Here is a 24683-nt window from a genome sequence, read left to right as displayed (position 1 = left end):
AGAGACCTTATTTTGCCCATCAATCTATTTTCAAAATATCTTTGATGGTTTTGATTAAAAGCCGAGTATCAATGGGCTTTGAAATGTATCCGTCAGCACCTGCGTTAAGCATTTTTGCATCATCCCCACGCATGGAATGCGCGGAGACTCCAATCACGGGAATCTTGCTGGTGACAGAATTAGATTTCAGCGCACGCGTTGCATCGACACCGTTCATGTGCGGCAATTGTACGTCCATCAGAATTAGATCAGGTTTATCACTTTCTGCCATGCGCACTCCGGTAACTCCGTTGTCTGCCTCTATCGTGGTAAAACCCAATACCTCAAGCAGGTCGCGAACGAGCTTGCAGCTCTTGAGGTCGTCTTCCACAATCAGAATCTTTTTCATTTTTTACTCCTAATTATCATTGGAAGAACAAATGAAAATATGCATCCTTTACCTTTACCTTCGCTGAAGGCCCATAATCGCCCTCCTTGTTCTTCAATAAAACGTTTTGAAAGTGATAATCCAAGTCCGGTTCCGGGAGTCTTGCCGGTGATGCTGTCACTGAGTTGGCGAAACTCCTCAAAAACAGCATTAATTTCATCAGGAGCAAGGCCTATTCCAGTATCTTCGATCGACACCAGACACCAATCATTTTCGGCATAGTCACCAACTGTCAGTTCCTTTGCATTTGGAACAATTGATAATACCATATTTTTTTCGATTTTTCTGGAGGACATCCGTATACTTCCCCCGTCCGGTGTAAACTTAGTTGAGTTGGATAAGAGGTTAAAAATAACTTGCTTAATTCTTCGCTCGTCCGCCTTGATCGGCTGCAAATTGTTGTCAGGTTCAAACTGCAAAGAAATCCCATGTTTGAAGGCTTTTTCCCGTATATAAGTCAGGCAGCTTTCCAGCAGTTCATTAAGATCGAACTCTTCCTTGACGAATTCCAGCCTCCCGGCTTCGACCTTGGACAAATCCAGAATATCGTTGATCAGCGAAAGCAAATGCTGTCCGCTTTCAAGAATATCTTTTATGTATTCTTCCTGCTTATCAGTGAGCGGTCCGAAGAACTTGTCCTGAAGTACCTCGGAAAATCCGATGACCGCATTTAAAGGGGTTCGAAGCTCATGGCTCATGCTTGCAAGGAAGCCGCTTTTCGCTTTGTTTGCCATTTCCGCTGCATCCTTGGCGATTACGAGGTCACTCTCCACTTTTTTGCGAAGAAGATAGGTGGAAATCAGTTCCGCCAAAGCGTGGAGGAGGCTCCATCTTCCAGATGCAATGCTTAAATTTTTATGTTGCTTGTAATCATTGGAAAAAGAGATCTCGATAAAACCTACGTCAGCACCAGCGACAGCAATGTCTGCACGGTAAGCCCAAGGGGACTCCTGCCAGAAATCAGTCGTGTACTCTACGCCGTGGACGTTAATACGTATACCGTAAACATCCATTTCTCCTATAGCAGGCTCCAGTGACTTAAACACGGTAGTGAATACATCCACTTCGGAGGCGTCGGGGTTGGTCATGACCGTCGAGGCATTATACAGGCAGTCGAGTTCCTTCACCCTACTACTGAGGATTACAGCGGAGTCACTCAGCATCCTTTCATGCCGATCAAGCTTAATCCGGGATGTGAGCGGCGAGGCCATACTTAAGGCAATTTCCTCCAACAGGCGGACATCATCCTCATTATAGTCAGTTTGTTTGTTGGCTACGGAAATTTCTCCGGCCAGCTGATTCTTGAAAAGAATGGGTACACAGACAGCTCTATCAATTGCGACATGTCCAGAAGGAACTTTCCTCGGGCTGTTGGTGAAGATGGTTTTTTTTGTTCGGAGAGCTTTTCCACACATGTCTTTCCATGTTTCTTTAGGAAGGGTGGTTCCAAATTCTTTAATAGGACATTGTTCCAACAGTCCATTGGTCAATGTCGGAATTTCGAGTTCTTCATTCTCATTGATGTAACCGATGAATCCGATTGTGCTGTCAGTTCTATCCTGAATGATATTGAGCGTTTTAGTTAGAAGAAGGTTGAGATCAGGTTCCATAATATATACATTCATGATGTCCAGAATAGTCTCAAGCCGCAATTCAGCCTTCTTCCGGTCGTCAATATTTCTGGCCATTTGTATCGAGCCGATGATCTGGCCTTGTTCCGAGACAAGTGGAGTTGCAGACATCTGATAATATCCATTGAATTGTTTCTCATACATTTCCGCCTGATGAATCTTACCGTCTTTGAGAAGCTGCATGGTTGGTGAATCGCTTGGTGGTATAGAGCCACCATAAAGAACTTCAAGAATATTTTTTCCGGTTAGCTCGTCCTGTTCAACACCAAGAACGGTTGCCAATTGCTTGTTAGCGCGAACTATATTTTGAGAGGTATCAAGGATTGCGATCATGTCCTGCACGGTATTGAATGTCATCTCCCATTCATTTTTGGCCCGTAATAATTCTTCCTCTGCCGCCACCTGTTTGGTCACATCCGCGACCATGCAGATGGCATATAAAGGCTTTCCGTCCCAGCCCCGCACAGCTGAGGCGCTTAGACGTCCCCATCGGGTTTTTCCGGCACCGGTGATATATCTTTGTTCCAACATGTAACTATCCCGCTTCCCCTCCATGAGTTCCTGAAACAGTTTCAAATCCGCTTCAACATCATCAGGGTGAGTGAGCTTTGCAAAGGACAATGATGTCAGTGTTTTTTTGTCATATTCCAATATGCTGCACATTTCGTTGTTGACCATGGAAGTGTTTGCATCCGCGTCTACAATCGCCACACCGATAGGGGCGTGATCGAAAATAGCTCTTAATTGCTTTTCACTTTGCTCCAAAGACTGCTCGATCATTTTCCGTTCGGTTATGTCTGTTACAACAGCAATACTGCCTGAAAACTTACCTGCCTTATCAAACAAGTAACTCGGGTTAAGGATGGTAACATACTTGCCCCCGCCCCTGTTGGTCCATGTCAACTCATAAGAATCAATTGTCGCCTGTCTCCGAAGAAGTAACTGCTCCTGAAAGATTCTACTTTGTTCTGAGTCCAGATAATTGAAGATATTGTTCCCGACCAGCTCTTGTCTGGAATATCCCAACATGTCGCAAAGGCTTTGGTTAACGAGCGTAATCATGCTATTATAATCACAGCCAAGGACCCCCTCGTTCATCCTTTCCACGATGTTTTTGTGATTTTCTTCGCTTTTTTCCCAATCCCTGAACAGAGTGCTGTACGGTTTTTCAAAACTGGCCAGAATAATTGTCCGATAAAGAAAATAGAAACCGATTAACTTTAATATATGTCCGCCAAGATAGGCAAAATCAGTAAGGCTGAGATAGAGTGTGAAGCATAATTCCGATGCAATGAACAAGACTAGCGCCCATGTGAGGAGTCGCTTTGTAGCATCATCAAATGAAGTCCTCCCCCAGTGCAATAGATATATGGTAAAAGCTTGCACCACGCATACCGCATATTCGCCGCCCGTCTTAAAGGGAGTAATGCCTACTCCTTCTAGAAAGCATCTTGGAAAGATAGAAAAATATACTGTGCCCAATAGAACGGCCATAGCCGATATAGCCCAAAACATTGCATAATCTGGCCGGACAGATTTGTTTGCCAGCATGATGGCTGCCAGTAGCCCACCAGCCTGCAGGAATCTCGCAACCATCCAAAATTGTGCCGTAAGATCTTTACCCATTTCCGGTATGTATATGACATCGACAAAGGCAAGAGTGTGAAGTAAATCGACAAACCCTACGCAAAGAAACACCGGACCGATAATCGTGCAGAATGAATTGTAGGCAAATTTAGAGGAATGCCAGGACACCAGAAAGATGCTGCACGAAATAATGATGCATGCGATCTCGGCAATGAAATGGAAAAATATATAGTTAATTGAGGAACTCCATATAGCGCCAATCAGCAACGCGACCCAAAGCAGATTGATGAATATTTTCTCGGACAATATATTGTTATTCATTGCCCACTCCGGGACTTAGTATTGAATACACCTTGACCTCGTCATGACCATTGGAGTGCGCCCTAAAAATAGAAAGGACTTCGTCCTGCGCGGCAAAGAAGGCATCAATCACCTGCGGGTCAAAATGGGTTCCGCGTCCCTTTTCGATAATCACGAAGGATTCTTCAAGTGAAAAAGGTTCCTTATAGGGACGTCTTGTTGTCAGCGCATCGAAGACATCGGCTATGGCCGTAATACGCCCGACCAAAGGGATAGTCTTTCCTTGGAGACCATTTGGATAACCACTTCCGTCCCATTTCTCATGATGAGTGAGGGCAATGATCGAAGCCAACTTGAGAAAACCATGTTCTGCTCCATGGAAGACGTTACTTCCGATGGCTGGATGCTGTTTCATAATAATCCATTCCTCCGGGGTTAGAGGGCCGGATTTCAAAAGAACATTGTCCGGGATACCGACTTTGCCGATATCATGCATTGGAGCGGCATACAGGATTGATTCCTGCGTGTGAACATGAAGACCGAGCTGTCTAGCCGTTGCCACAGAATACAGGCTCATACGGAGGATATGGCCGGCTGTATCCTTGTCCTTGTATTCCGCAATTCTGGATAGCCGATTTATGGTGTCGAGAGAGGCTCCCTTGAGTTTACCTAAAGCCCACTGCAATTCTATGTTTTTTTTAGCCACTTCCTTTACGAGCATGGCCTTAGAATCACGCATATAGTCGTTGTACGCCTTTACTTTTAAAAGGGAACGTACACGCGCCACAAGCTCGCTTTTGTCAATAGGCTTGGACAGGAACTCATCACCACCCGCTTCAAGCGCCTTGACCCTGCTTTCCACATCCTTGAGGGCTGTAACCATGACAATAAGAATGTCTTTGGTTGCTTCATCTTTTTTTAGTTGCCTGGCGACTTCAAAGCCGTCTATTTTCGGCATCATAATGTCCAGCAGAACGAGATCAGGTGAGTGCTCATGTGCCATGGTCAACGCATCTTCCCCGTCTTTTGCGGTGAAAAGGATGTAATCTTCAGGTAACAGCATAGCCTCAAGCAGGCGGATATTGCGCTCTTCATCGTCAACTAGAAGTATCTTTGCTTTTTTCATAACAGTCTCATGCCAGTGAAAATACAATTATGTTGTTGCCAATAATTTTGCCTCATTCAAGTGCCTCTGGAAGTGTTACTGAGAAGAATTGATCACAATAGCTTGTCAAAACATGAAGGGATCTTTTATAATATTTATACTACACCAAACGAAAGGTGAGTCCATAGAAAGATTGTTGCGGCGAACTGCTCTATAGATGACGGACACAGCGCGAGAGGTTAAGGTCAGCTCATGCAGGAGAAACAACGGGAAATAATTATTGAGGCTGCACGCCAGTCTTATTTGGACAGTGGGAAGGTGTATGGGTTTCGGAGATAACATACATCCCGACGAGAGAAGGTTGGCTCTACCTTGCCGCTGTGCAAGATATCTTTTCCAGGAAAATAGTGGGTTGGGCTATGTCTAACCGTGTTGATGCAGAGTTGGCTTGTAAGGCTTTAGATATGGCGTTCCGCAACAGACGGCCTTCGGGAAATGTGCTTTTTCACACGGACCAAGGGAGTCAGTACACGAGTTCTTCTTTTTCATCGGCTCTTCGCAGATCCGACTGTATAAGCAGTATGAATCGTAGAGGAAACTGTTGGGATAATGCTGTCGCAGAGAATTTTTTCAGTAAACTGAAAAGGGAACGTGTTTATCGTACGACGTACAAAACCAGAGAACAAGCAAGGCAGGATATTTTTATTTACCTTGAAATTTTCTACAACAGGAAACGAAGACATGCCAGTATCGGTTATGTTTCACCGGAACAGTTTGAACAAGAATATAACCGTAAACAATAAATAGCTGCCTAACCTAAAACTGGCTGTCCGTTATTTATGTAGCATTTCAGTAATTGCCACTTTAATTGATCACAATCAACAAATGACAACAATCAATGAGCTTATACAGGTATACCTCTCTCCCCCTCTATCCTTGACTTCTCCATACATTCACAATAAAAGTTTCACGATCCCAAAGACATGTGCAACACAATACACTCAAGGACCGTAACAAGTGGCAGAAAACAAATTATTATCCCTTATTGTTCCTGTATATAATGAAGAACATGTTCTGAGCATGTTTATGAAACGTGTTGCCGAAGTACTTAAAACCATCCCTGATATTCAGGCCGAATATATTTTCATCAATGACGGCAGCACGGACCGCACTCTGGAAAACCTCATTGCCTTAAAAGCAACCTATCCGCAGATTAAAATTATTGATTTCAGCCGCAACTTTGGCAAAGAAGCAGCTCTGACCGCTGGTTTGCAGCATGCAAAAGGTGACATAACCATACCGATTGATGTGGATCTGCAAGACCCGCCTGAACTTATTGCTGAGATGGTGGTTAAATGGCGCGAAGGTTTTGATGTTGTCCTTGCGCATCGCAGCAACAGAGACAGTGACTCATTTTTAAAGCGTTTCAGCGCAAAATGGTTTTACAAGTTGCATAATAAAATCTCATCACCGCCGATGCCTGATAACGTGGGGGATTACAGATTAATGTCCCGCCAAGTTGTGGATGCACTTAACAGCCTGCCGGAATCCACGCGGTTTATGAAAGGACTTTTTGCATGGGTGGGCTTTAAAAGTACCCAGATTGAATATGTACGTGAAGAAAGAGCTGCCGGAGAATCCAAATTTAACGGCTGGAAATTATGGAATTTTGCGCTGGAAGGATTAACCAGTTTCGGAACTGTCCCTTTACGCATTTGGACTTATGTAGGCATTCTGGTGGCAGGAATATCTTTTATTTTAACACTCAAGATTTTAATACAGGTCCTTTTCATGGGTATTGATGTGCCCGGTTACGCGTCACTTATGGTCGCAGTCACATTTTTAGGCGGGCTGCAACTGATAGGAATAGGAACGCTTGGAGAATATCTGGGCCGCACCTATATGGAATCAAAAAACAGACCTGTTTTTATTATACGTGAAATTTTATAAGGCAATTCTGGAGAAATGATGCAAGAGTTTAAACTGACCAAGGAAGATAAGATTTTCATCCTGCTCTTTGCCGGACTGACATTGCTGTATGTTCTGCCGATGCTTATATCGAACTGCCCTTACAATGATGATTTTTCCAGAATCTTAAAAGGCAATTCATGGGATGATGACGGTCGTCTGCTTCCGTCGATAATCGTCCGTTTTCTGGTTCATTCAACATCCATTTTCGACCCAGCCCCGCTACCGCTGCTGTTATCCGTCCCTATATTCACCTTCGGCGGATTTATGATTAAAAGATTGTTCATTGATGTGGACAGCCCGTATATTTCAGCAATAATCGCTTTGGGATTTGTCTTTAATCCTTATTTAGTCCGCCTGTTTGTCTATCAACTGGATAGTATAGGCCTGGCCTTAAGCTTAGTATTGCTTATAATACCTTTTACTCTCGCCGTTCCAGAAAGCGGTAAAAAGAAAATTTCTTATTATGCCAAATGTATTCTCTGCATATTTTTAAGCATGAATTCATATCAGGCTTCACTAGGCTTCTTTATGTCGTTGGCTGTGATAGAACTTGTGCACAGCGTATATAAAAACCAGTTTACCGGAATTTTCAAAACACTTCTAAACCGCGTAATACAACTTGTGCTGGCTTTTGCTGCTTATAAACTTTTTTTAAAATTATTCTTTATCGCCAACATTGCACGCCGCGCCGCTAATGCAAAAACACTTAACTTTTCAAGTGACAGTGTAAGTGTCTTTTTTGATAACTGTCTGAGAATGGTTACAGCAATATTTGATTCATTAAGCCAGCAACAGACAATCATTTTGGCATTGTTACTCGTCATAAGTATTCTGTTTGTTGTTCATTTATATAAGAAAAACATCACCGCAGCAAATATCAGCGCCGGAAGTAAAACAGCTCTGCTGTTTATTGTACTTGCACCGCTGATTATATTTGTTTTTTCTTTTGTACATATGGCCTTTTTAAAAGGATCTTCCAGAGTAATCTTACAGGTTTTAACATCTTTCAGCGGCTTAACTGCGTTCCTGATGCTTGTGCCCAGCTGGGCAATTAAAAACAAGAAAATTTTATGCTGGCTGATTGTTCCCGTAATGCTGTCTGCGTATGGATTCAGTTATATAAGCGGAAATCTTGTTAAGATAGAATACGACTTTCAGCAGCCGATGATATCTTCCATTGTCTCGGAAATTAATGACACCCTACCGGATAACAGAACCAGACTTTACTATTCCGGTTACCTTCCACGCTCAAATTATTTTAAACGTATTATCAAAATATTCCCGATTATGAGCAACTTGGACACCAATAACCCTTGGGGATTTAAGTACCGCCTACCCTACTTAGGATGCGCTCTGGCAAAAGAAAATTATCAGGACATTGAACAGGAACCGCTCAAAGCAAAAATAGACATCACAACACTGCCTATTATAAACGACAGCTATTACTACACACTCTACAAGTATAACTCAGATTTATTGCTGAAATTTAAATAATATTAAATATGAAAAACATTCTCGACAGACATCTTGTTCTATATATTTTGATAGGTATATGGGGAGCAGTGGTTGATTTTGGGTCTTTTTACATCTTAAATTCAATTTTTGATGACCACTACATAATTGCCAACACAATAAGTTCATGCCTTGGCATATTGAATAACTTTATTTTTAATTACAAATTCAATTTCAAAGTTAACAATAACTTCTTTAAACGTTGTTTTATATTTTTTACTATAGGATTAAGCGGCATAGTTGCATCAAATTTCATTATGCTTACGCTGGTGGAATATTTCCATATCAACAGTGTTCTTGCTAAGATGGCAGCACTTTGCATTGTAGTTGCCGCGCAATACACAATTAATCGTTTTTTTACTTTTAAAAAAGATATGTAGGCGGACTAAAACAAAATAACTTCAAAGGGTTTACAGTTAAGGCTGTAGACCCTTTTTTATTGCTAAAGCATAAAATTATATAGTCCGGACTATTCTCAGAAAATAAATCACCACGCCTTCACCTTTCAAGATTATAATACAGCAAGCTTGAACTTATTTATGAAATATGTATTATTAACTATCGTTATCTACTTTTTTATCGGACGTATACAATACTAAATGCGGCCTTGCCACTTAATCACCTGATGCAGAAGGGATAAACATGAAGAAAAAAAATCTGAACGGTCTGCTTCTGAAGCGCTTACTGCTGATTACAGGAGCTATAATCATAGTATGCTGTGCAGTCTATTACTACAAAAACAAAAAAATCACAGCGGACGTGATGCAAGAAAAATCGCAGGAATTAATTCGAATCCTTGAACAACGCATCGATAAAGGGAAAAAAATCGCCATCACAAATACCATTTCCCTCGCAAACTCCGGCGAGATTCCTAAACTGCTTGCAGGTCAGAATCGTTCAGAACTGACGAGGATTGTCGATAATATCGTCGCAGCATTCAAAACTGAATCAAACTTTCATGACATAAGAATTCAAATATTGGATTCCGAAGGGAAAATTTTTTTCAAAAGCTGGGCCCCGGGACAATTCGGTGAAACATCTGAAGAAATAAAGCCAATACTTATGCAAGTCAGGAAATCAGGTAAAGCTGTAGCCGGATTTGTAGTGGACAAAAGCGGCATAACTCTGCGAGGAACCGCACTTTTGAACTATCAGGGTAAACATGTTGGATATCTGCAATTCATTCAAGGATTAGGAAATATTGCCAAAGACTTTGAAACTGAAAACAGTTTGTACATGCTGCTTATCACACCTGAAATATCAAATAGCATTGCAAAGATTAATAAGAACATCAAAATCGGCCAATACCACTCTGCAAATGACGAATGGTTTTCCAAAAATGTTTCCAATTACTTCAGCAGAATTGACCTGCCGACACTGCTCGCAAACACATACGGAATACAAAACGGATATTTCATTACATCAAAAACGCTGAGTGATGTTAACGGCAACCTGATGGGAATTAATCTCATAGCAGAACCCAGTGCTGGAGTCTTAACCAGCCTGAATCAGACAATGAAGACTGCAAAGCTGCTCATACTCATTATATTCTGTGCGCTCCTGACAATCATAGCCAGCGTATTTTTTTTCGTAAATCGCAACGTAACCTATCCGATGAACAAAACCATTGACTTTGCCAGAGGTATAGCCCGTGGTAAAGTCACAGAGAGGCTAAGCTTGGAGATGAACAATGAAATTGGTATTCTGGCGAATTATCTCAACTCCGTTACTACGGAAGTTGGAGGGATCGTATGCAGGATTCAAGATATAGTTAACAACTTGACTTATAACGGCAAAGACATGGATCACGCATCAAAAAAGCTGGATCAGGCCTTTTCTATTCAAGCCGCCGGCCTAGAAAACATTTCATCATCCATGGAACAGATGACTGTATCGATCCAGCAGAACACAAAGGACGCAAGTCAGGCTGAAGAAGGTTCATTACGCCTTTCCGAAGACGCTGAAATAAGTGGTAAAGCAATGACAAAAGCCGTGGATTCCATGAAAACCATTGCAGAGAAAATCACGGTAGTCGAAGAAATAGCACGCCAGACCAACTTGCTCGCCCTCAATGCAGCAATCGAAGCCGCGCGAGCAGGCGAGATGGGCAAAGGGTTTGCGGTGGTTGCGGCAGAGGTTCGTAAACTAGCAGAACTGAGCAGAATAGCCGCCTCCGAAATCAACAACCTTGCAAAATCTACGGTTCAAGTGGCAACGCAGGCCGGCCAACGGCTGGAAAAACTGGTTCCGGATATCAAGGGCAACTCTGAGTTGATACAGAAAATAGCTGCGGCCTCTGTTGAACAAAGAGAAGAAACAGAAGAAATAAACAGCGCCATACAGCAGTTAAGTCATGTAGTACAAGATAATGTTTCTACTGCGGAAAATCTCACGTCCATGTCGGAATCGTTTTACACTCAGGTCAACACATTGCAGCAGACTATGGATTTTTTTGAATTAGATGAAAATAGCGCATATGACGTTAACGAAGATTCAAAGGATCACGAACCGCTTGAATTGGTATCGAAAGTGCTGCCAATCGAAACTAACACATGGCTGAAATCCTCGCCAAAGCGCAAACCTGCGCAGCCGGTTCCACCGGTAAAACCAGTTATTGCAGTTCCTTCTTCACAAGTAAAAAAGGTTAGATTGAAAGAATACAAAGATCTTATCAAGTGGAATGATTCCCTTATGCTTGGAATTGATGAGATCGACAGCCAGCACAAACGGTTGGTGGAATTAATTAACCTCCTGAATGGCGCCATGAGCCAAAGCAAAGGAGCTGATGTTCTTGCGGAAATTTTCAAGGAATTAAGGGAGTACACAGTCAGTCACTTTGAATTTGAAGAGAACATGTTGGAAAAACACGGCTACGAGGACATCGAGCAACATAAAGAAATTCATAGTGACCTTGTTGCCCAGGTTAAGACATTCGAAAAAGAGTTCAAAAACGGCAAGATAGCCATGAGCTCTGAACTCATGGCTTTTCTTAAACACTGGCTCACTGACCACATAAAAGGAATTGACACAAAATACGCCCCTACCATCAAAAGTGCCATAGAATAAGGCCTCTAAAGAACAAAATAACTTCAAAGGGTTTACAGTTAAGGCTGTAGACCCTTTTTTATTACATCCCGCCCCGCAACATACTGCCGATAAAGAGCAAGCGCCATACAGCTTAGCGGCAATGCCATAACAAGCCCTAAAAAGCCTAACAGCTTTCCCCATACGGACAACGACAGCAGAATCATCCACGGCGACAGTCCCAGACTTTCACCCTGAAGCTTAGGAACCAGCACAGCATCCTGTATAATCTGCACAACTACAAAGACCGCGGCAACTCCGGCAAATCCAGCCCACAAACTTGTTCCTGTTGCAAGCGCGCTCACTCCTGCAAACAGAAATGCAGGTATAAGCCCTGCTATCTGTAAATATGGAACCATATTGAGCACGCCGATGAGAAGCCCTAACAGGATGGCTAGCGGCAAGCCTATAATAAGGAATCCTGTTGAAAAAAGACACCCGATAATAAGAGCAATGAAAGCCTGCGTGCGAAAATAGCGATTAGATATATGGGTGAATTCGTCAATAAATGAGGATACCCTGTCACGATATTTTTCAGGAAGCTGTGAACGCCAACTGCGAAGTTTATCATAATCAGCCAGCAGAAAAACAAGATATAAAATTATCACAAATATACCGGCGAATGCGACAAGAACCTGCGCGGAACCGCTTACCAGATTTACAATTCCCGGGACAGCCTTATGCGCTAAAGTTTGAAGCATATCGGTCACGCCTGCTTCGCTCAAAAAACTACGGACATCGTCATTTTTCGCCAGATCCGTCACAAACTTCCATAAGTCTGCCGGTAAATATTCTGCAGCGCGTTTTGCCGCAGCCGAGTCATTAACAAGAATAGCAAGTAACTGCCCGATATGACTTAGTTCTGATCCAACCATTCGCAAAGCTACCCAGAGAAGTTTGCCAGCCGGAACAATTATTACTGTCAAGGTGACGAGCACCGCAGCCATCCGGTTTTTAATGATTTTACCAGTCAGTTCAACAAGCGGATTAAGCAGATATGCGAGTGTCAGCGCAACCGCAAAAGGAAGCAACACTTCGCTTAAAGACGAAAGTAAAAGGACCGTAAGCCAAAGAGAAGTTCCCGCCAGCACAAGCCGGACTACCCTGTCAAAAGTATATGGAGTATCGCTTTGCGACATTTATCACTTTCCTTGGATTAAAGAGGTTAAGACGATTCCTCGCGACCGTAACGAAGTTCACAGATTCTGCGCCCTGCGCGCGCTATTTCTCCGCCAAGTGAACGGATATTCCATATGAACGCTGAAATATTGTTCCGCCTTTCAAGCGGCACATCTTCAAAATCACCGCGAACGCGGGCATCCCCGACTGCGAGCATAAAATCGTTAATAACATTTTCAAAATCAGGATGAATTTCGCAGTGCTCAGACTCAAGAGCGTAATTTTCAAGCCATGCATAATGCTGCTGAGTCATCAGCAAAACATTTCGCATTCCGTCAGCTATAGCTGGAAGAGGGCCGCCATATCCTCTGCGAATAATGGTAGACATTGCTATAAGCAAACTGTGCATGCGAACAAAAACTCTGATTAATCGAGTGAGGTTCTCTCTTTGCCATGATCTTAATCCCGGCTCAGCGCAAGCTTCGCGGAAAGCTTCAGCACATTCATCAAGCTTTTGAGATGCGGCAATGCGGGATTCAACCAGCTCGCTTTCACTTACACCGCCGGAAAGATATGACTCACTTAGTTTTTCAAAGTGAACACCCTGCGAGTGTATAAGGTCAGCCATCTTCTGGCGAAGATTTTTCCTGGCCATGTTAGGCCACACACCGAAAGAAGCGGCAATTCCTATGGCAACTCCAAGAACAGTATCGAGAACACGCTCTACCCCGAATTGCCAGCCATCAACAAAAAAGATGCCCAGCAGTAAAATGACTCCGGCCGTTAATGCGCATGAAAAAGCCGTATAGTTATAGACGCGGAGCAAAATAACCAGAAAAAATGAAAGTATTATCAACCCGGCTAAAATTTTATTCCCCGGATCAAGAATAAGGATTCCTACTCCAAGAGAAGCCCCGAGAACTGTCCCCCACAGCCTGCGCCAACCAAGCCGAAGTGTTCCTCCTACAGAAGGGCGCATGATCACGATAACACTTACCGGAAGCCACATGGCGTGACGTAGGCCGAGATATCTTGAAGCAATGACTGCCACGGTAATTGCTATCGCCGCCCGCACCGCATGTCTGAACGGAGGGGAATCAGAGCGCATTTCTTTGCGTAAAGTATGTAAAGCCTCCTTTATCACACCGCCCCCCCGCCGAGGGTAACGCGGCTCATTTCATCAAATTCAAGACTTAAATTTCTAAGACCGTACAAGGCTCCCCACGCTTCCAAAAACTCATCACGAAGCCCGCCATCCCTTTTATATGCGCCAAGATCCAACAATTCTCGTTCAAGCTCTGATATTCCAGAATTTATCTCACTAAGATCAATATTCCCTTTACCGGTAGAAACTTTTGCAGCCAGAACATCAAAAACAATCGAACTTTTCAAAGTTAATTCTGAAAATTTAAATCTAAGCATGGTAAAAGCATGGCTATGCTCAGCGAAATTAGCACTGTTCGCAAGTCCCACAACGGCTTCTAGCAACCTTATCAGCAAAGCATAAAGAGCAGACGGTCCTTCGTATTTACCAAGATTCTTCACAGGATCAATGTTCATGGCCTCCATAAATCTTCTGTAACGCCTAAGCGACTCAATTGATCTGTCATGAATTACCGTAATGCGTTTACGGTCTTCAGGAGTACCGTCCGACTCTGCCACGGCCCTGAAATAATCGCCTATATCAGACAGCGCGACCCCGCCTGCTTTTGAAAGAATTTTCTCAGGATGCAAGGGCCAAAGGTGGAAAATAACAAAATATGAAATTGTACTGCCAAAAAGAATACACCCTGACCGCAAAAGTCCGGCTGTGAACGTATCAGGCGAATTTAATGCTATAAGATTGACAATTAACACCCCGATTCCTGTCGATGCAGCCGTTCCGCCGATAACAGGCGTAAAAAAGATCAAAAAAGATAAAATAAAAAGATAAGCAGCAGAAAGATATAAATGACTGGCTAAGACGGTGGTAACAGGTACAAGGATGATAGTGGCAAAACAAATAGCAGCCGCTACCATTTTGCGTTTTTTAAGTGTGTTACCGGCCCTGAAGATAACAACAATCAATGATCCGTACACGCACCAAGCCAAGTTATGACCACGGAAACCGACCAAGTACGAAAGAGCGAGGGCAACAATACATGCAACAACAGATTTAGCTGCATATTTTGTTATAAATAAGCCTGGATCAATTGGGTGGATGAAGACTCTATAGAAGTCTGATATTATTTTATTCATTACCTACATCATTAAAACAGCATAGCCTGAACTGCAAGCACGCAAAACCTGAACTAACCGAAAAACAAAACGCCCGCGAAATAATTCGCAGGCGTTTCTACTTTCAGCTCCGACTCGTTATCGGTTTCCCCGGGAGGAAAAGTCTACAACAACTTATCTAAAAATTCGCTGATTCTAGGGTGCAACTCTGTAGCGGAGAAAAACTCGCCCGGAGTTCCTTTTGCGATAAAATCGCCTTTTTCCATAAAAATTACTGTATCTGCAACTTCTCTGGCAAACCCCATATTATGAGTGACTATTACCATAGTCATTCCATCGTTTGCAAGCGAACGGATTGTATCAAAAACTTCTCCGACAAGTTCAGGATCAAGTGCAGAGGTCGGTTCATCAAACAGCATCATTTTAGGCTGCATAGCAAGTGCGCGCGCAATGGCAACACGCTGTTTCTGTCCGCCTGAAAGAGTCACCGGAAAAACATCCGAGCGATCAGGAAGGCCGACTTTATCCAGCATCTTGTATGCTGTATCTTTAGCTTCTTCCTTACTTTTTTTCAGGACAGTAATCTGCCCTTCCATAACATTTTGCAGAACTGTCATATGCGGAAAAAGATTGAACTGCTGGAAAACCATGCCTATTTCAGAACGTAACGCACATAGATTCTTTTGAGAATCAAGCACCAGCTTACCGCCGCGGGTGACATATCCGCATGGTTCTTTCTCGAACAAAATTTCACCGGAATCGATGGTCTCAAGAAAATTCATAGTCCGCAAAAGAGTCGATTTACCGGACCCGCTCGGTCCGACAATAACAACCTTCTCTCCGCGCTTAATTTTCAAATCGATATGGTTCACCGCAGTGAGAGAGCCGAATCGTTTAACAACCTGTTTTAATTCTAAAATGGTTTCCATTTAACGCCTTTCGTATACCCCCACCCTGTATTCGATTTTTTCGAACGCAAAGGTGAACACGGTTGTAAAAACAAGATAAATAAATGCAGCAAGAACAAGCACGGTAATATTGAAATATGCGTTGAACATCTGGTCTGCCGCGCGCATGAGCTCAACCATCGCAATGGTTGAAACAAGTGCTGTATCCTTAATAAGAGCAATAAATTCATTAGCAAACGGAGGAATAATCCGCTTATACGTCTGAGGGATTATAACCCGGCGCATGGTCTGAGCGTATGTCATACCAAGAGCTTTCGCTGCTTCTGTCTGGCCGTGATCTATTGACTGAATTCCGGCGCGGATGATTTCGGCGAGGTATGCGGAATAGTTTATTCCTAAACCTATCAGAGCTGAAAGAAGCGGCGACAGAGTTATCCCCATTGCAGGCAACCCGTAGTAAATAAAGAAAAGCTGTAAAAGAAGCGGAGTGCCGCGGAAAAACCAGATAATAAACCAGCTTATACCAGAAAACGGCTGCATCTTGCTTATCTTGCCAAGGGCAATAAGCAGCCCTCCGACAGGAGAAACTATCATCGTAAAAAATACGAGCAGAAGCGTCATCGACGCGCCTTTCATCAGCGACGGCAAAAAGCGTAAGCAATCATCAATGACTTTACGCCACTGCGGACGTACAGCCCTGTCGACAGAAACTATAAAATTTTTAGCTTCAATATTATCCGGATAAACAGCAATAATTTCTTCGCTATATTTTTTAGCTTTACTCAGATTTTTTAGAGAAAAACTCATCCGCGCGAGCTGCATGCGGGAATATACAAACTCACCGTCGTCACCTTCAGGACCGGGAGCGGGAATCTGCTCAAACAACGATTCAGCCTGATCGATATGACCAAGCGCAAGAGCATCACGAGCCTGTTTTAAAAGCACGTCGGACTTTTCACCGGCAACGGAAACAGCTGCAACAGTCAGGAGAGTAAACAGCAGAAAAAGCGAGGCAAAAAAAGCCCCGCTTTTTCCTAATCTATTAACTAATATAATCATTTTTTACCATTTAGCAGGATTGGTAATATCTTCACCAAACCATTTACGGGAGAGCTTGCCCATGGTTCCGTCAGCGACCATTTCATCAATGGTTATCTGAATTTTTTCTTCAAGTGACTTATCATTCATGCGGAAAGCTACACCGAAAGGTTCGCTGGAAATGAATCCGGGGAGACCCATGTATTTTCCGGGACGTGTAGCCATATAATAGCGGCCGGAGATATTATCTACAACAACAGCGGCTATGCGGCCTGCTTCAAGATCAAGAAATGCTTTAGGGTTGGTATCGTATTCACGGATTTCAGAAGGAGCAGGTTTGAGGCTCTTAGCAGCTTCTAAAGCAGGTGAACCTTTCTGAACACCGACAATTTTTCCGCCAAGGTCTTTGAATGATTTAACAGCCTTGCTACCCATAGACACAACTGCGATCTGTCCATCCATAATGTAAGGTTTTGTGAAAAGAACCTTAGCCTGACGTTCAGCAGTGATTGTCATTCCGTTCCAGATGCAATCAAATTTATCGGAATTGAGTGAGTGGATGACGCCGTCCCATGCAGTTGGCTGCCATTCAATCTTGAGTCCAAGACGCTTTCCGACTTCTTCAGCTGCGTCAACATCAAAGCCGACAAGTTTGCCATCGTCAAGACGAAAACCCATTGGCGGGAAAGCATCATCAAGCCCGATTCTGAGCTTTCCGCTTTCTTTGACCTTGTTCCATGAATTGTCAGAAGCCTGAGCCATAACCGCGAAGGCCAACATCATAGCAACCATAAGAATTACTAATAATCTTTTCATGTGCACTCCTCAAATATTTGTTACATTCCACACCGGCAAAAGAATTAAAAACATCACAAAAAATAATTTTAACCCTTCCTTAATAATCCTGAAGCGATAAACCAAATATCTTATGAACCATGAACATGCAAGGCTGAACCGATACAAAAAAGCAAATTCATACTGTTTATAACATTAAAGTCATTTTCCCACTTAATTATTATACGTGCAACCTCCAAATAAATCATTTTTTACAAAAGAAACTTGAAACTACTTTTATTTGCTAAAGCGGTTGCTAATCTTTTCAGCCATATGATAACTTATTCTCAGATTATATTTCCACTCGAAAAGAAAGGAGATCACAAATGCCCAACCTGAATTCGTGGGGAAGCCGGGAAATAGAAAAACTTAAAAATGACATGGATAGACTCTTTGACAGTCTGTGCCTTGATTACGGCATTCCTTCAGTTTGCGGAATAATTGACTGCACCCCCAGAACAGAAATGCGCGAGCAGGAAGGATCACTTGTTGTGCGAACCGTCATGCCAGGTTTTCAAGCTGAAGATCTGGGAGTTACTGTGACAGAAACAACAATGACTATTTCCGGTGATAAAAAAGTCACCTTTCAAGGCGGCAGGAAAACCGATCATTTCAAAAAGACTATCCCTCTGCCGTGCAAAGTAGATCCGGAAAATGTACGCGCCACGTTTAAAGACGGAGTACTGGAAATCGTATTGCTCAAATGCATCATTAAACCGCAGAGAAAAATCTTCATAACAGCTGAATAGAATAAAGACGGAGATCAGTATGACTTCTATAATCAAACGCAGAGAACTCAATCACGAACAACTACGATGGACCCTCGCGCCCGAAGAGTTATCTTTCAACTCGACAAAAGATCTTGCAGCTGACGAAGAAATTATCGGACAGAACCGCGGTGTTGAAGCTTTTAAATTCGGGATGGGTATGGGCCTTAAAGGGTATAATATCTTTGTAACAGGCCCGGCCGGGACAGGTAAACAGGCAACAGTAAAAAAGCTTCTGAAAAATCTTTCAAAATCTGATAAGATTCCGGATGATCTGATTTATGTTAATAACTTCAAAGCAAACGAATCTCCCATCCTCATACGCATGGCGGCAGGCGAAGGTAGCATATTCAAAAAGGATACTCACGACTTTTTAGAGAGCATTAAGCGTGAAGTTCCTCAACTGTTTGAAAGTCAGGAATACATTGCCCGCAAAAATGAAATTATTGAATTACACGAAAAACAAACCCGTGAATTCTTTCAGGGAATTGAAGATAAAGTTAAAGATTCCGGATTAGTTATTGTAAATATGCAAATGGGCCCGTTTCAACGGCCTGACGTAGTTCCGTTAGTAGACGGAGAACCGATGCGTATGATTCAACTGGAAGAAAAAGTTGAAAAAGGACGCTATCCGCGTGAAGAATTTGAAAAACTTAAAGAAAAGCAAAAAGAGCTGAAAGAAGATGTAGATAATATACTGAGCCAGGTCCGCAAGCTGCAAAAGGAAGTTAAGAAAAAGAGTGAAGATGTGGACAAAATGATGTTCATGACTCTGGCTCAGGATCTGATGATCCCGCTGCGCGATAAATATACTGATCCCAAAATAGTAAAACATTTCGACGATATGCTTGAGCATATGAGCGAGGATCTTGAAACCTTGCGCATGATAGGCAAACAGCCGCAACCCGGTGAGGGTGGAATGATGTTTATGCCGCCGCAGGCAGAAGCAATCATGCATCCGTATCAGGTAAATTTACTGGTGGATAACTCTGAGCAAAGCAGTCCTCCTGTAATTTTTGAATCCTATCCTACTTACCGCAATCTTTTCGGATCGATTGAAAGAGTTATGGACCGGCACGGGGGCTGGCGAACTGATTTCACTAAAATTCAGGCCGGGTCGTTTATCAAAGCTAACGGCGGATACTTGGTCATCAACCTTATGGATTCCATTGTGGAACCGGGAGTATGGCCCACCCTCAAGCGTTCGCTTAAAACTGAAAAAATTGAAATCCAGACTTTTGACCCGTATTACTTCATATCCCCGTCAGGTCTTAAACCTGAGCCGATTGATATGGACGTTAAGGTTGTTGTTTTGGGTGAACCTCATCTCTACCAGTTACTTCGTCATTATGACCCCGATGTTTCTAAAATATTCAAAGTCAGAGCGGACTTTGAAACATCTATGGATCGTAATGATGATGCAATTACAGCTGTTTCAAAATTTGTAAGCAACATGGTTAAAAAAGATAAGCTGATGGATTTCGATCGCACTGGTGTTGCAGCCATCATTGAGCAAGCTGTACGCATGGCAGGCAGGCAGGAAAAAATATCAACCTCATTTCCGTTGCTTGCAGACCTGATGGGAGAAGCAAACTACTTTGCAGGACGCAACGGATCAGAGTTTGTGACCTCATACCATGTTGATAAGGCTCTAAGCGCACACCGAAAACGTTCCAACCAGATGGAAGAACGACTTCAGGAAATGATCGACCGCGGCAGTATCTATATCAATACGGACGGAGAAAAAGTCGGTCAGGTAAACGGATTGGCGGTCTACTCACTTGGTGATTACTCCTTTGGAAAGCCATCGCGCATCACAGCTGTTACAGCTATGGGTAAAGAAGGAATTATCAACATTGAGCGCGAATCCGACATGTCCGGCCCCACTCACAACAAAGGTATATTTATTCTCTCAGGTTTTCTGCGCCAGAAGTTTGCTCAGGACAAACCGCTATCCCTTACTGCAAGTATAGCCTTCGAACAATCCTACGGCGGAATCGACGGAGATTCAGCTTCCTCCACCGAACTTTATGCACTGCTTTCAAGTTTGGCAGATGTTCCCATCCGTCAGGATATAGCTGTTACCGGCTCAGTTAATCAGAAAGGAGAAGTGCAGCCTATCGGCGGAGTGAATGAAAAAATAGAAGGATTCTATCTGTGCTGTAAACATGCAGGATTAACCGGTAAACAAGGGGTAATGATCCCCGAGCCTAATGTTAAAGACCTCATGCTGCGCAAAGATGTTGCCGAGGCGGTTAAAGACGGTAAATTCCACATCTGGTCGGTTGAAAGCATCTCGCAGGGAATTGAGATTTTAACAGGAAAACCGGCTGGAGAATTGGACCTTAAAAAGGGATACCCCGCAGATTCAATCTACGGCAAAGCTAATGTGAGATTGATTGAACTTGCTGAAGGGTTAAAAAAATTCGGCGGTGGCGATGAAACGTCCAAAGAAAAGAAACCCTCCTCCGGTGGATGTTGTTCTGGTTAAGAATCACTCTTATAAGATTACCTCAGCAAAATGAGAGCCGCAGGACAAATACAGTTCTGCGGCTCTTTACCATACAGCCCTTCTATTCTATCCTGCCGATTCATCAGTAAAAAGTATGAGGGAATATATATGCCGGATAAAATAATAGGGATTGTAGCCGCGATGGAACAGGAAGCTCAGGCTATTTGTCCTGTATCTGAGAAAAGCATGCTTGGTAAATTTGAACTGCTGTCTGGAATCCTGCCGGATGGAAATAAATTTTTGTGCATTATTTCCGGGATTGGAACCGAACGTGCAAAACAGGCTGCAACACTGCTTGCCGATAAAAAACCCAGCCTGATACTCAGTGCCGGAGTTTCGGGAGGACTTGCCCGCGGAACAGCTGCCGGAGACCTGCTGGCAGCATCTACAATTCATTCAGAATTAACGGATTTCGAACCCTGGCATGAATCTGATCAGGATGAGGAGCTTCGTAACAAGCTCCTGCCTGCCTATGGAAGAATTCCCTCCGGCCCCATGATCACAGTGTCAGCTCCGGTGCTGACGACAAAAGATAAAAATGCGCTACACGACACAACCGGAGCACTTGCCGCAGATATGGAAAGTATCGCAGTAGCAACGGCTGCCGCTACAGCGGGAATACCTTTCGCCTGTATCAGAGCTATCAGTGACGGAGCTGACAGAGCCATCCCTGCAGAATCATTAAACGGAGTAACGCCCGACGGTAAAACTCAACTTATGCCTATCTTAAAAGCGATCTTTACCCACCCTACCCTGATATTTGAGTTGATACCTATGGGGATGGATTATTCAAAGGCTCTAAAAAGCCTCGGCAAAATTTTCATATAAACTGCTAAATTATAGCTCAAAAAAATCCCGCCCGAGCAACGCTCAAGCGGGATTTTTTTAATGAATACTTTAGATAAATCAGATCAGAGAAAACACTTTTAAAAAAGGTTACTCTTTAGTCTGTGATGTAAAACTAATCAACTTTCACACCTTTAAGCGCCAGCATTGCGCCCTTAAGCGGACGCCTGACTGAATCGGCAACAGCGGTTGGTTCAAATCCGCAATGAACCATGCAATTTGCACAGCGCGGATCATTACCGACTCCGTATTTATCCCAGTCAGTTTTTTCCATAAGTTCCTTATAGGTTGAAACAAATCCGTCTTCGAGCAAATAGCAGGGACGCTGCCAGCCGTGTACGGAACGACAAGGATTGCCCCAAGGGGAGCAGGAATAGTTCTGGTTTCCGGCGAGGAAGTCGAGATAAAAGCTGCTGTGGCTGAAATCCCATTTTTTGCCTTTACCGAGTTTAAAAATTTCGCGGAAAAGTTTTTTGCTCTGTTCGCGAGTAAGGAAACTGTCCTGATCGGCTGCGGCTTCATAGCTGAATGCGGCGGAAAGAGTCATTCCGTCAACACCTAGGTCAGTTAGAAAATCGAAGAACTCAGCTGCTTTTTCAGGAGTCTGCCCGCCAAAGAGAGTTGTATTGGTATTTACTCTGAATCCCTTTGATTTAAGCAGCTTAATTGCTCTGACGGCAGACTGGAATACGCCCTGTTTGCAGACAACACGATCATGAATTTCTTCCAAACCATCAAGATGAAGATTGAAAGTCAAATACGGGCTTGGTTTAAACTCGCTGATGCGCTCAGGAATTAGAATCCCGTTAGTGCAGAGATATACAAACTTTTTACGTCTGATAAGCTCTTTAACGATTGCAGGCATTTCAGGGTGAAGGAGAGGCTCTCCGCCAGGAATAGAAACAATTGGTGCTCCGCATTCTTCAACAGCTGAGATGCATTCGTCAAACGACAGACGCTGATTTAAAACGGCTGGCGACTGATTAATTTTACCGCACCCTTTGCAGCGCAGATTGCACTGAAACAAGGGTTCGAGCATTAAAACAAGAGGATAATGTTTGTTACCCTTAAGTGCCTGTGTAAGAATATATTTACCAAGTCTAGCTATTTGTACTGCAGGAATTGCCAAAATCCTAACCTCTTTGCCGCCGCAAAAACGACGGGTTTATTATTTTTCAGCAGCAGATGGATTTTTACATGCATCTACTAACTTGTGATATGTATCATTTTTCAATGATTCTTTATTAAAACCTTTACTGCTTAGTGCTGCGTTGTACTGAACACATGCCTTATCTTTTTCACCGTCTTCAAGCAAAGCTGCTCCGTAACCAAGATGATTCAAATAAAAATCAGGAGCTAGTTTCACAGCTTTTTCAAAATGATCCAAAGACTTACCTAAATTCCCGACACTAAATGGAGGGGAAGGCGCTTCAAGATAAAGTTCGCCAAGCATTCTGTCAGGCCCTCCGAAATCTACTTCCGGAGAAAGCTTTTCAGACAGCAGTGCTTCTTGCTCTAAGACAGGCACAAGGTCAAGTCCGCTCAAGGGCGAAAGTTGCGCATGTTTACCAACTAAATAGGCATAAAGATAGTGTCCGACGCCACTTTTAGAGTTTTTATCGAGATAAGCTTTTATCGCCTTTTGTCCGGCTTCGGCATACTTGGTTTTATCAATAGATTTGCTTTCAAATAATGAAGCATAGCATGCGGCGGACTTAAGCAGATCGCTATCTTTTGTACTCGCCCCTAATTTTTCAGCGTCATCAATTGAACATGGTTTCCAAAGATGGACATCTTTATCCTCGTATACGGCTCTGGGGGTAGCGCCAGGATTAGAACTCGAATCAGAACTTTTTGCAGGACTCTTTTTTGATTCGGACTTCGCAACGGTTTTAGACGCGACTTTCTCTGTAGACGCATTTTTTTTCGTAGGTTCAGAGCTAGTTTTCGCTGTTCCCTTTACCGCGCAGCTGCACAAAAAACAGGATAAAACAGCGATCATTACGATGCGAAGTGATAAAATCATTTAAGCTCCTTGTCAGCAGTTCCGAATCCGTTTGTCTGCAAAAGTTTCAGTAAACTTTCAGCAGCAGGATCCTTTTTCATATCAAGCAAAATCGCCTGAAGTCGAAAAGCATCATCAGTCGCCTTACCGAACCATACTACCGGACTGTTAGGAAGTTTTTTTGATTCATAAACAACCTTTAAACTCGACAAGCTATCCATACCGCTGAGTACCGAAAACTGAACTGAATTCAGACACACTCCGGCAGCCTTGCCTCTATTAACCCAGCGTAACTTGCTAAGAGGCGTTGATGTTCCTTCTATAACAAGCGGTATTTCAGCTTCACCTTTACCGAAAAGGATTTTACGGGCATCAGGAGTGTAAAGCATTGAACCGTAAACAGTCCCGTTAATATCTTTCACAGAATCCGGCCCGTCAGAAGGGGCCATAATTCTCCAGATATCCTTATCCAGTCCCTGCGGCATGGTGGACGCGACAGGAGTCAGCATAAACTTATCTGCGTAACTTTTAAAAAAAGTCAGTCCGCAAATTCCCCATGCCGGTTTATTATCAGCAAGATATTTCAGAGCTGGTTTGAGTTCATTAAAATAAACTCCGCTCACAGAAGTTCCCATTTTAGCAGACAGATACTTTGCTAAGTCATCCATTACAGGCTGGGCATCAGCGGATGTTCCGGGTTGCCCCGGCTCGATAATTACAAAATCAAATGATCCGTTTTTGGGGGAAGCGTAAGCGGCTCCCGAAACTGTAACAATAACGAGTAAAGTAATAGCTAATATTTTCCTGAGCATTATAAAAA

The 24683-nt window shown here is 43.2% G+C and carries 19 protein-coding genes and 1 pseudogene; 8 read left to right on the top strand and 12 right to left on the bottom strand.

What is annotated here, in order from left to right; translation table 11 throughout:
• Nucleotides 1-19: 19 nt before the first annotated feature.
• From B9N78_RS16910 to B9N78_RS16900, 3 genes are read right to left on the bottom strand one after another with little or no spacing between them, the layout of a single operon-like run.
• Nucleotides 20-388 carry a response regulator gene (locus tag B9N78_RS16910; RefSeq protein WP_085104484.1) on the bottom strand — a complete coding sequence of 123 codons (369 nt, stop codon included), beginning with the start codon at nt 386-388 and terminating at the stop codon, nt 20-22.
• On the bottom strand, nt 385-3966 hold the full coding sequence (locus B9N78_RS16905; RefSeq protein ID WP_085104482.1) for an MASE3 domain-containing protein: 3582 nt from the start codon (nt 3964-3966) through the stop codon (nt 385-387). The genes B9N78_RS16910 and B9N78_RS16905 overlap by 4 nt, the downstream gene beginning before the upstream one ends.
• The gene (locus tag B9N78_RS16900) at nt 3959-5071 is read right to left on the bottom strand and encodes an HD domain-containing phosphohydrolase (RefSeq protein WP_085104480.1); all 1113 of its coding nucleotides are present in this window, start codon (nt 5069-5071) and stop codon (nt 3959-3961) included. The genes B9N78_RS16905 and B9N78_RS16900 overlap by 8 nt, the downstream gene beginning before the upstream one ends.
• A 308-nt stretch (nt 5072-5379) precedes the next feature.
• Here B9N78_RS16900 and B9N78_RS16895 point away from each other — a divergent pair.
• The 5 genes and pseudogenes from B9N78_RS16895 to B9N78_RS16875 all read left to right on the top strand — a co-directional run.
• Nucleotides 5380-5853 (top strand): annotated as a pseudogene (locus tag B9N78_RS16895) (IS3 family transposase); the annotation flags it as partial.
• A 214-nt stretch (nt 5854-6067) separates the two neighbouring features.
• On the top strand, nt 6068-7000 hold the full coding sequence (locus tag B9N78_RS16890) for a glycosyltransferase family 2 protein (protein WP_085104475.1): 933 nt from the start codon (nt 6068-6070) through the stop codon (nt 6998-7000).
• 18 nt (nt 7001-7018) lie between these two features.
• A complete protein-coding gene (locus tag B9N78_RS16885; protein ID WP_170921461.1) occupies nt 7019-8515 on the top strand; it encodes a glucosyltransferase domain-containing protein in 1497 nt (498 codons plus the stop codon).
• 8 nt (nt 8516-8523) lie between these two features.
• Nucleotides 8524-8913 carry a GtrA family protein gene (locus B9N78_RS18580; protein WP_085104471.1) on the top strand — a complete coding sequence of 130 codons (390 nt, stop codon included), beginning with the start codon at nt 8524-8526 and terminating at the stop codon, nt 8911-8913.
• A 262-nt stretch (nt 8914-9175) separates the two neighbouring features.
• Nucleotides 9176-11599: a bacteriohemerythrin gene (locus tag B9N78_RS16875; protein WP_085104470.1), complete on the top strand. Its 2424-nt coding sequence runs from the start codon at nt 9176-9178 to the stop codon at nt 11597-11599.
• Between the two features lie 38 nt (nt 11600-11637).
• Here B9N78_RS16875 and B9N78_RS16870 read toward each other — a convergent pair whose 3' ends face one another.
• From B9N78_RS16870 to B9N78_RS16845, 6 genes are all read right to left on the bottom strand, one after another.
• Nucleotides 11638-12756 carry an AI-2E family transporter gene (locus B9N78_RS16870; protein ID WP_085104468.1) on the bottom strand — a complete coding sequence of 373 codons (1119 nt, stop codon included), beginning with the start codon at nt 12754-12756 and terminating at the stop codon, nt 11638-11640.
• Between the two features lie 26 nt (nt 12757-12782).
• Entirely contained in the window at nt 12783-13880 is a 1098-nt protein-coding gene (locus B9N78_RS16865) for an FUSC family protein (protein ID WP_085104466.1), read from the bottom strand.
• A complete protein-coding gene (locus B9N78_RS16860; protein ID WP_085104464.1) occupies nt 13877-14974 on the bottom strand; it encodes an FUSC family protein in 1098 nt (365 codons plus the stop codon). The genes B9N78_RS16865 and B9N78_RS16860 overlap by 4 nt, the downstream gene beginning before the upstream one ends.
• A gap of 143 nt (nt 14975-15117) precedes the next feature.
• A complete protein-coding gene (locus B9N78_RS16855; RefSeq protein WP_085104463.1) occupies nt 15118-15882 on the bottom strand; it encodes an amino acid ABC transporter ATP-binding protein in 765 nt (254 codons plus the stop codon).
• Nucleotides 15883-16920: an amino acid ABC transporter permease gene (locus tag B9N78_RS18225; RefSeq protein WP_085104461.1), complete on the bottom strand. Its 1038-nt coding sequence runs from the start codon at nt 16918-16920 to the stop codon at nt 15883-15885.
• Nucleotides 16921-16923: 3 nt separating this feature from the next.
• Nucleotides 16924-17715, bottom strand: a complete 792-nt coding sequence (locus B9N78_RS16845; protein ID WP_085104459.1) for an amino acid ABC transporter substrate-binding protein — start codon at nt 17713-17715, stop codon at nt 16924-16926.
• Between the two features lie 344 nt (nt 17716-18059).
• On the opposite strand from B9N78_RS16845, the gene B9N78_RS16840 reads away from it, so the two are divergent.
• The 3 genes from B9N78_RS16840 (at nt 18060) to B9N78_RS16830 (ending at nt 21840) form a co-directional block, all read left to right on the top strand.
• Nucleotides 18060-18482, top strand: a complete 423-nt coding sequence (locus B9N78_RS16840) for an Hsp20/alpha crystallin family protein (protein ID WP_085104457.1) — start codon at nt 18060-18062, stop codon at nt 18480-18482.
• Between the two features lie 19 nt (nt 18483-18501).
• Entirely contained in the window at nt 18502-20991 is a 2490-nt protein-coding gene (locus B9N78_RS16835; protein WP_085104455.1) for a Lon protease family protein, read from the top strand.
• 129 nt (nt 20992-21120) lie between these two features.
• Nucleotides 21121-21840, top strand: a complete 720-nt coding sequence (locus tag B9N78_RS16830) for a phosphorylase family protein (RefSeq protein ID WP_085104453.1) — start codon at nt 21121-21123, stop codon at nt 21838-21840.
• Between the two features lie 133 nt (nt 21841-21973).
• Here B9N78_RS16830 and hpnH read toward each other — a convergent pair whose 3' ends face one another.
• The 3 genes from hpnH to B9N78_RS16815 are packed head-to-tail and all read right to left on the bottom strand — an operon-like array spanning nt 21974 to nt 24675.
• On the bottom strand, nt 21974-22987 hold the full coding sequence (hpnH, locus tag B9N78_RS16825; protein WP_085104451.1) for an adenosyl-hopene transferase HpnH: 1014 nt from the start codon (nt 22985-22987) through the stop codon (nt 21974-21976).
• A gap of 39 nt (nt 22988-23026) precedes the next feature.
• The gene (locus B9N78_RS16820; protein WP_085104449.1) at nt 23027-23884 is read right to left on the bottom strand and encodes a tetratricopeptide repeat protein; all 858 of its coding nucleotides are present in this window, start codon (nt 23882-23884) and stop codon (nt 23027-23029) included.
• Nucleotides 23881-24675, bottom strand: coding sequence for a PhnD/SsuA/transferrin family substrate-binding protein (locus B9N78_RS16815; protein WP_085104580.1), 795 nt, complete (start codon nt 24673-24675; stop codon nt 23881-23883). Before B9N78_RS16815 ends, B9N78_RS16820 begins: the two co-directional genes overlap by 4 nt.
• Between the last annotated feature and the right edge of the window lie 8 nt (nt 24676-24683).

The sequence above is a fragment of the Desulfovibrio gilichinskyi genome (assembly GCF_900177375.1).
Lineage (GTDB): Bacteria > Desulfobacterota > Desulfovibrionia > Desulfovibrionales > Desulfovibrionaceae > Maridesulfovibrio > Maridesulfovibrio gilichinskyi.
Note: the sequence above shows the minus strand (reverse complement) of the source record. Positions and strands in the feature narration are given on the sequence as shown.

Bases quoted from the DNA above. Each gene is read 5' to 3' on its own strand.
- B9N78_RS18225 (WP_085104461.1), bottom strand. From the start codon at position 16,920: ATGATTATATTAGTTAATAGATTAGGAAAAAGCGGGGCTTTTTTTGCC.
- B9N78_RS16870 (WP_085104468.1), bottom strand. From the start codon at position 12,756: ATGTCGCAAAGCGATACTCCATATACTTTTGACAGGGTAGTCCGGCTT.
- B9N78_RS16900 (WP_085104480.1), bottom strand. From the start codon at position 5,071: ATGAAAAAAGCAAAGATACTTCTAGTTGACGATGAAGAGCGCAATATC.
- B9N78_RS16845 (WP_085104459.1), bottom strand. From the start codon at position 17,715: ATGAAAAGATTATTAGTAATTCTTATGGTTGCTATGATGTTGGCCTTC.
- B9N78_RS16855 (WP_085104463.1), bottom strand. From the start codon at position 15,882: ATGGAAACCATTTTAGAATTAAAACAGGTTGTTAAACGATTCGGCTCT.
- B9N78_RS16835 (WP_085104455.1), top strand. From the start codon at position 18,502: ATGACTTCTATAATCAAACGCAGAGAACTCAATCACGAACAACTACGA.
- B9N78_RS16875 (WP_085104470.1), top strand. From the start codon at position 9,176: ATGAAGAAAAAAAATCTGAACGGTCTGCTTCTGAAGCGCTTACTGCTG.
- B9N78_RS16860 (WP_085104464.1), bottom strand. From the start codon at position 14,974: ATGAATAAAATAATATCAGACTTCTATAGAGTCTTCATCCACCCAATT.
- B9N78_RS16885 (WP_170921461.1), top strand. From the start codon at position 7,019: ATGCAAGAGTTTAAACTGACCAAGGAAGATAAGATTTTCATCCTGCTC.
- B9N78_RS16905 (WP_085104482.1), bottom strand. From the start codon at position 3,966: ATGAATAACAATATATTGTCCGAGAAAATATTCATCAATCTGCTTTGG.
- B9N78_RS16815 (WP_085104580.1), bottom strand. From the start codon at position 24,675: ATGCTCAGGAAAATATTAGCTATTACTTTACTCGTTATTGTTACAGTT.
- B9N78_RS16840 (WP_085104457.1), top strand. From the start codon at position 18,060: ATGCCCAACCTGAATTCGTGGGGAAGCCGGGAAATAGAAAAACTTAAA.
- B9N78_RS16910 (WP_085104484.1), bottom strand. From the start codon at position 388: ATGAAAAAGATTCTGATTGTGGAAGACGACCTCAAGAGCTGCAAGCTC.
- B9N78_RS16830 (WP_085104453.1), top strand. From the start codon at position 21,121: ATGCCGGATAAAATAATAGGGATTGTAGCCGCGATGGAACAGGAAGCT.
- B9N78_RS16820 (WP_085104449.1), bottom strand. From the start codon at position 23,884: ATGATTTTATCACTTCGCATCGTAATGATCGCTGTTTTATCCTGTTTT.
- B9N78_RS18580 (WP_085104471.1), top strand. From the start codon at position 8,524: ATGAAAAACATTCTCGACAGACATCTTGTTCTATATATTTTGATAGGT.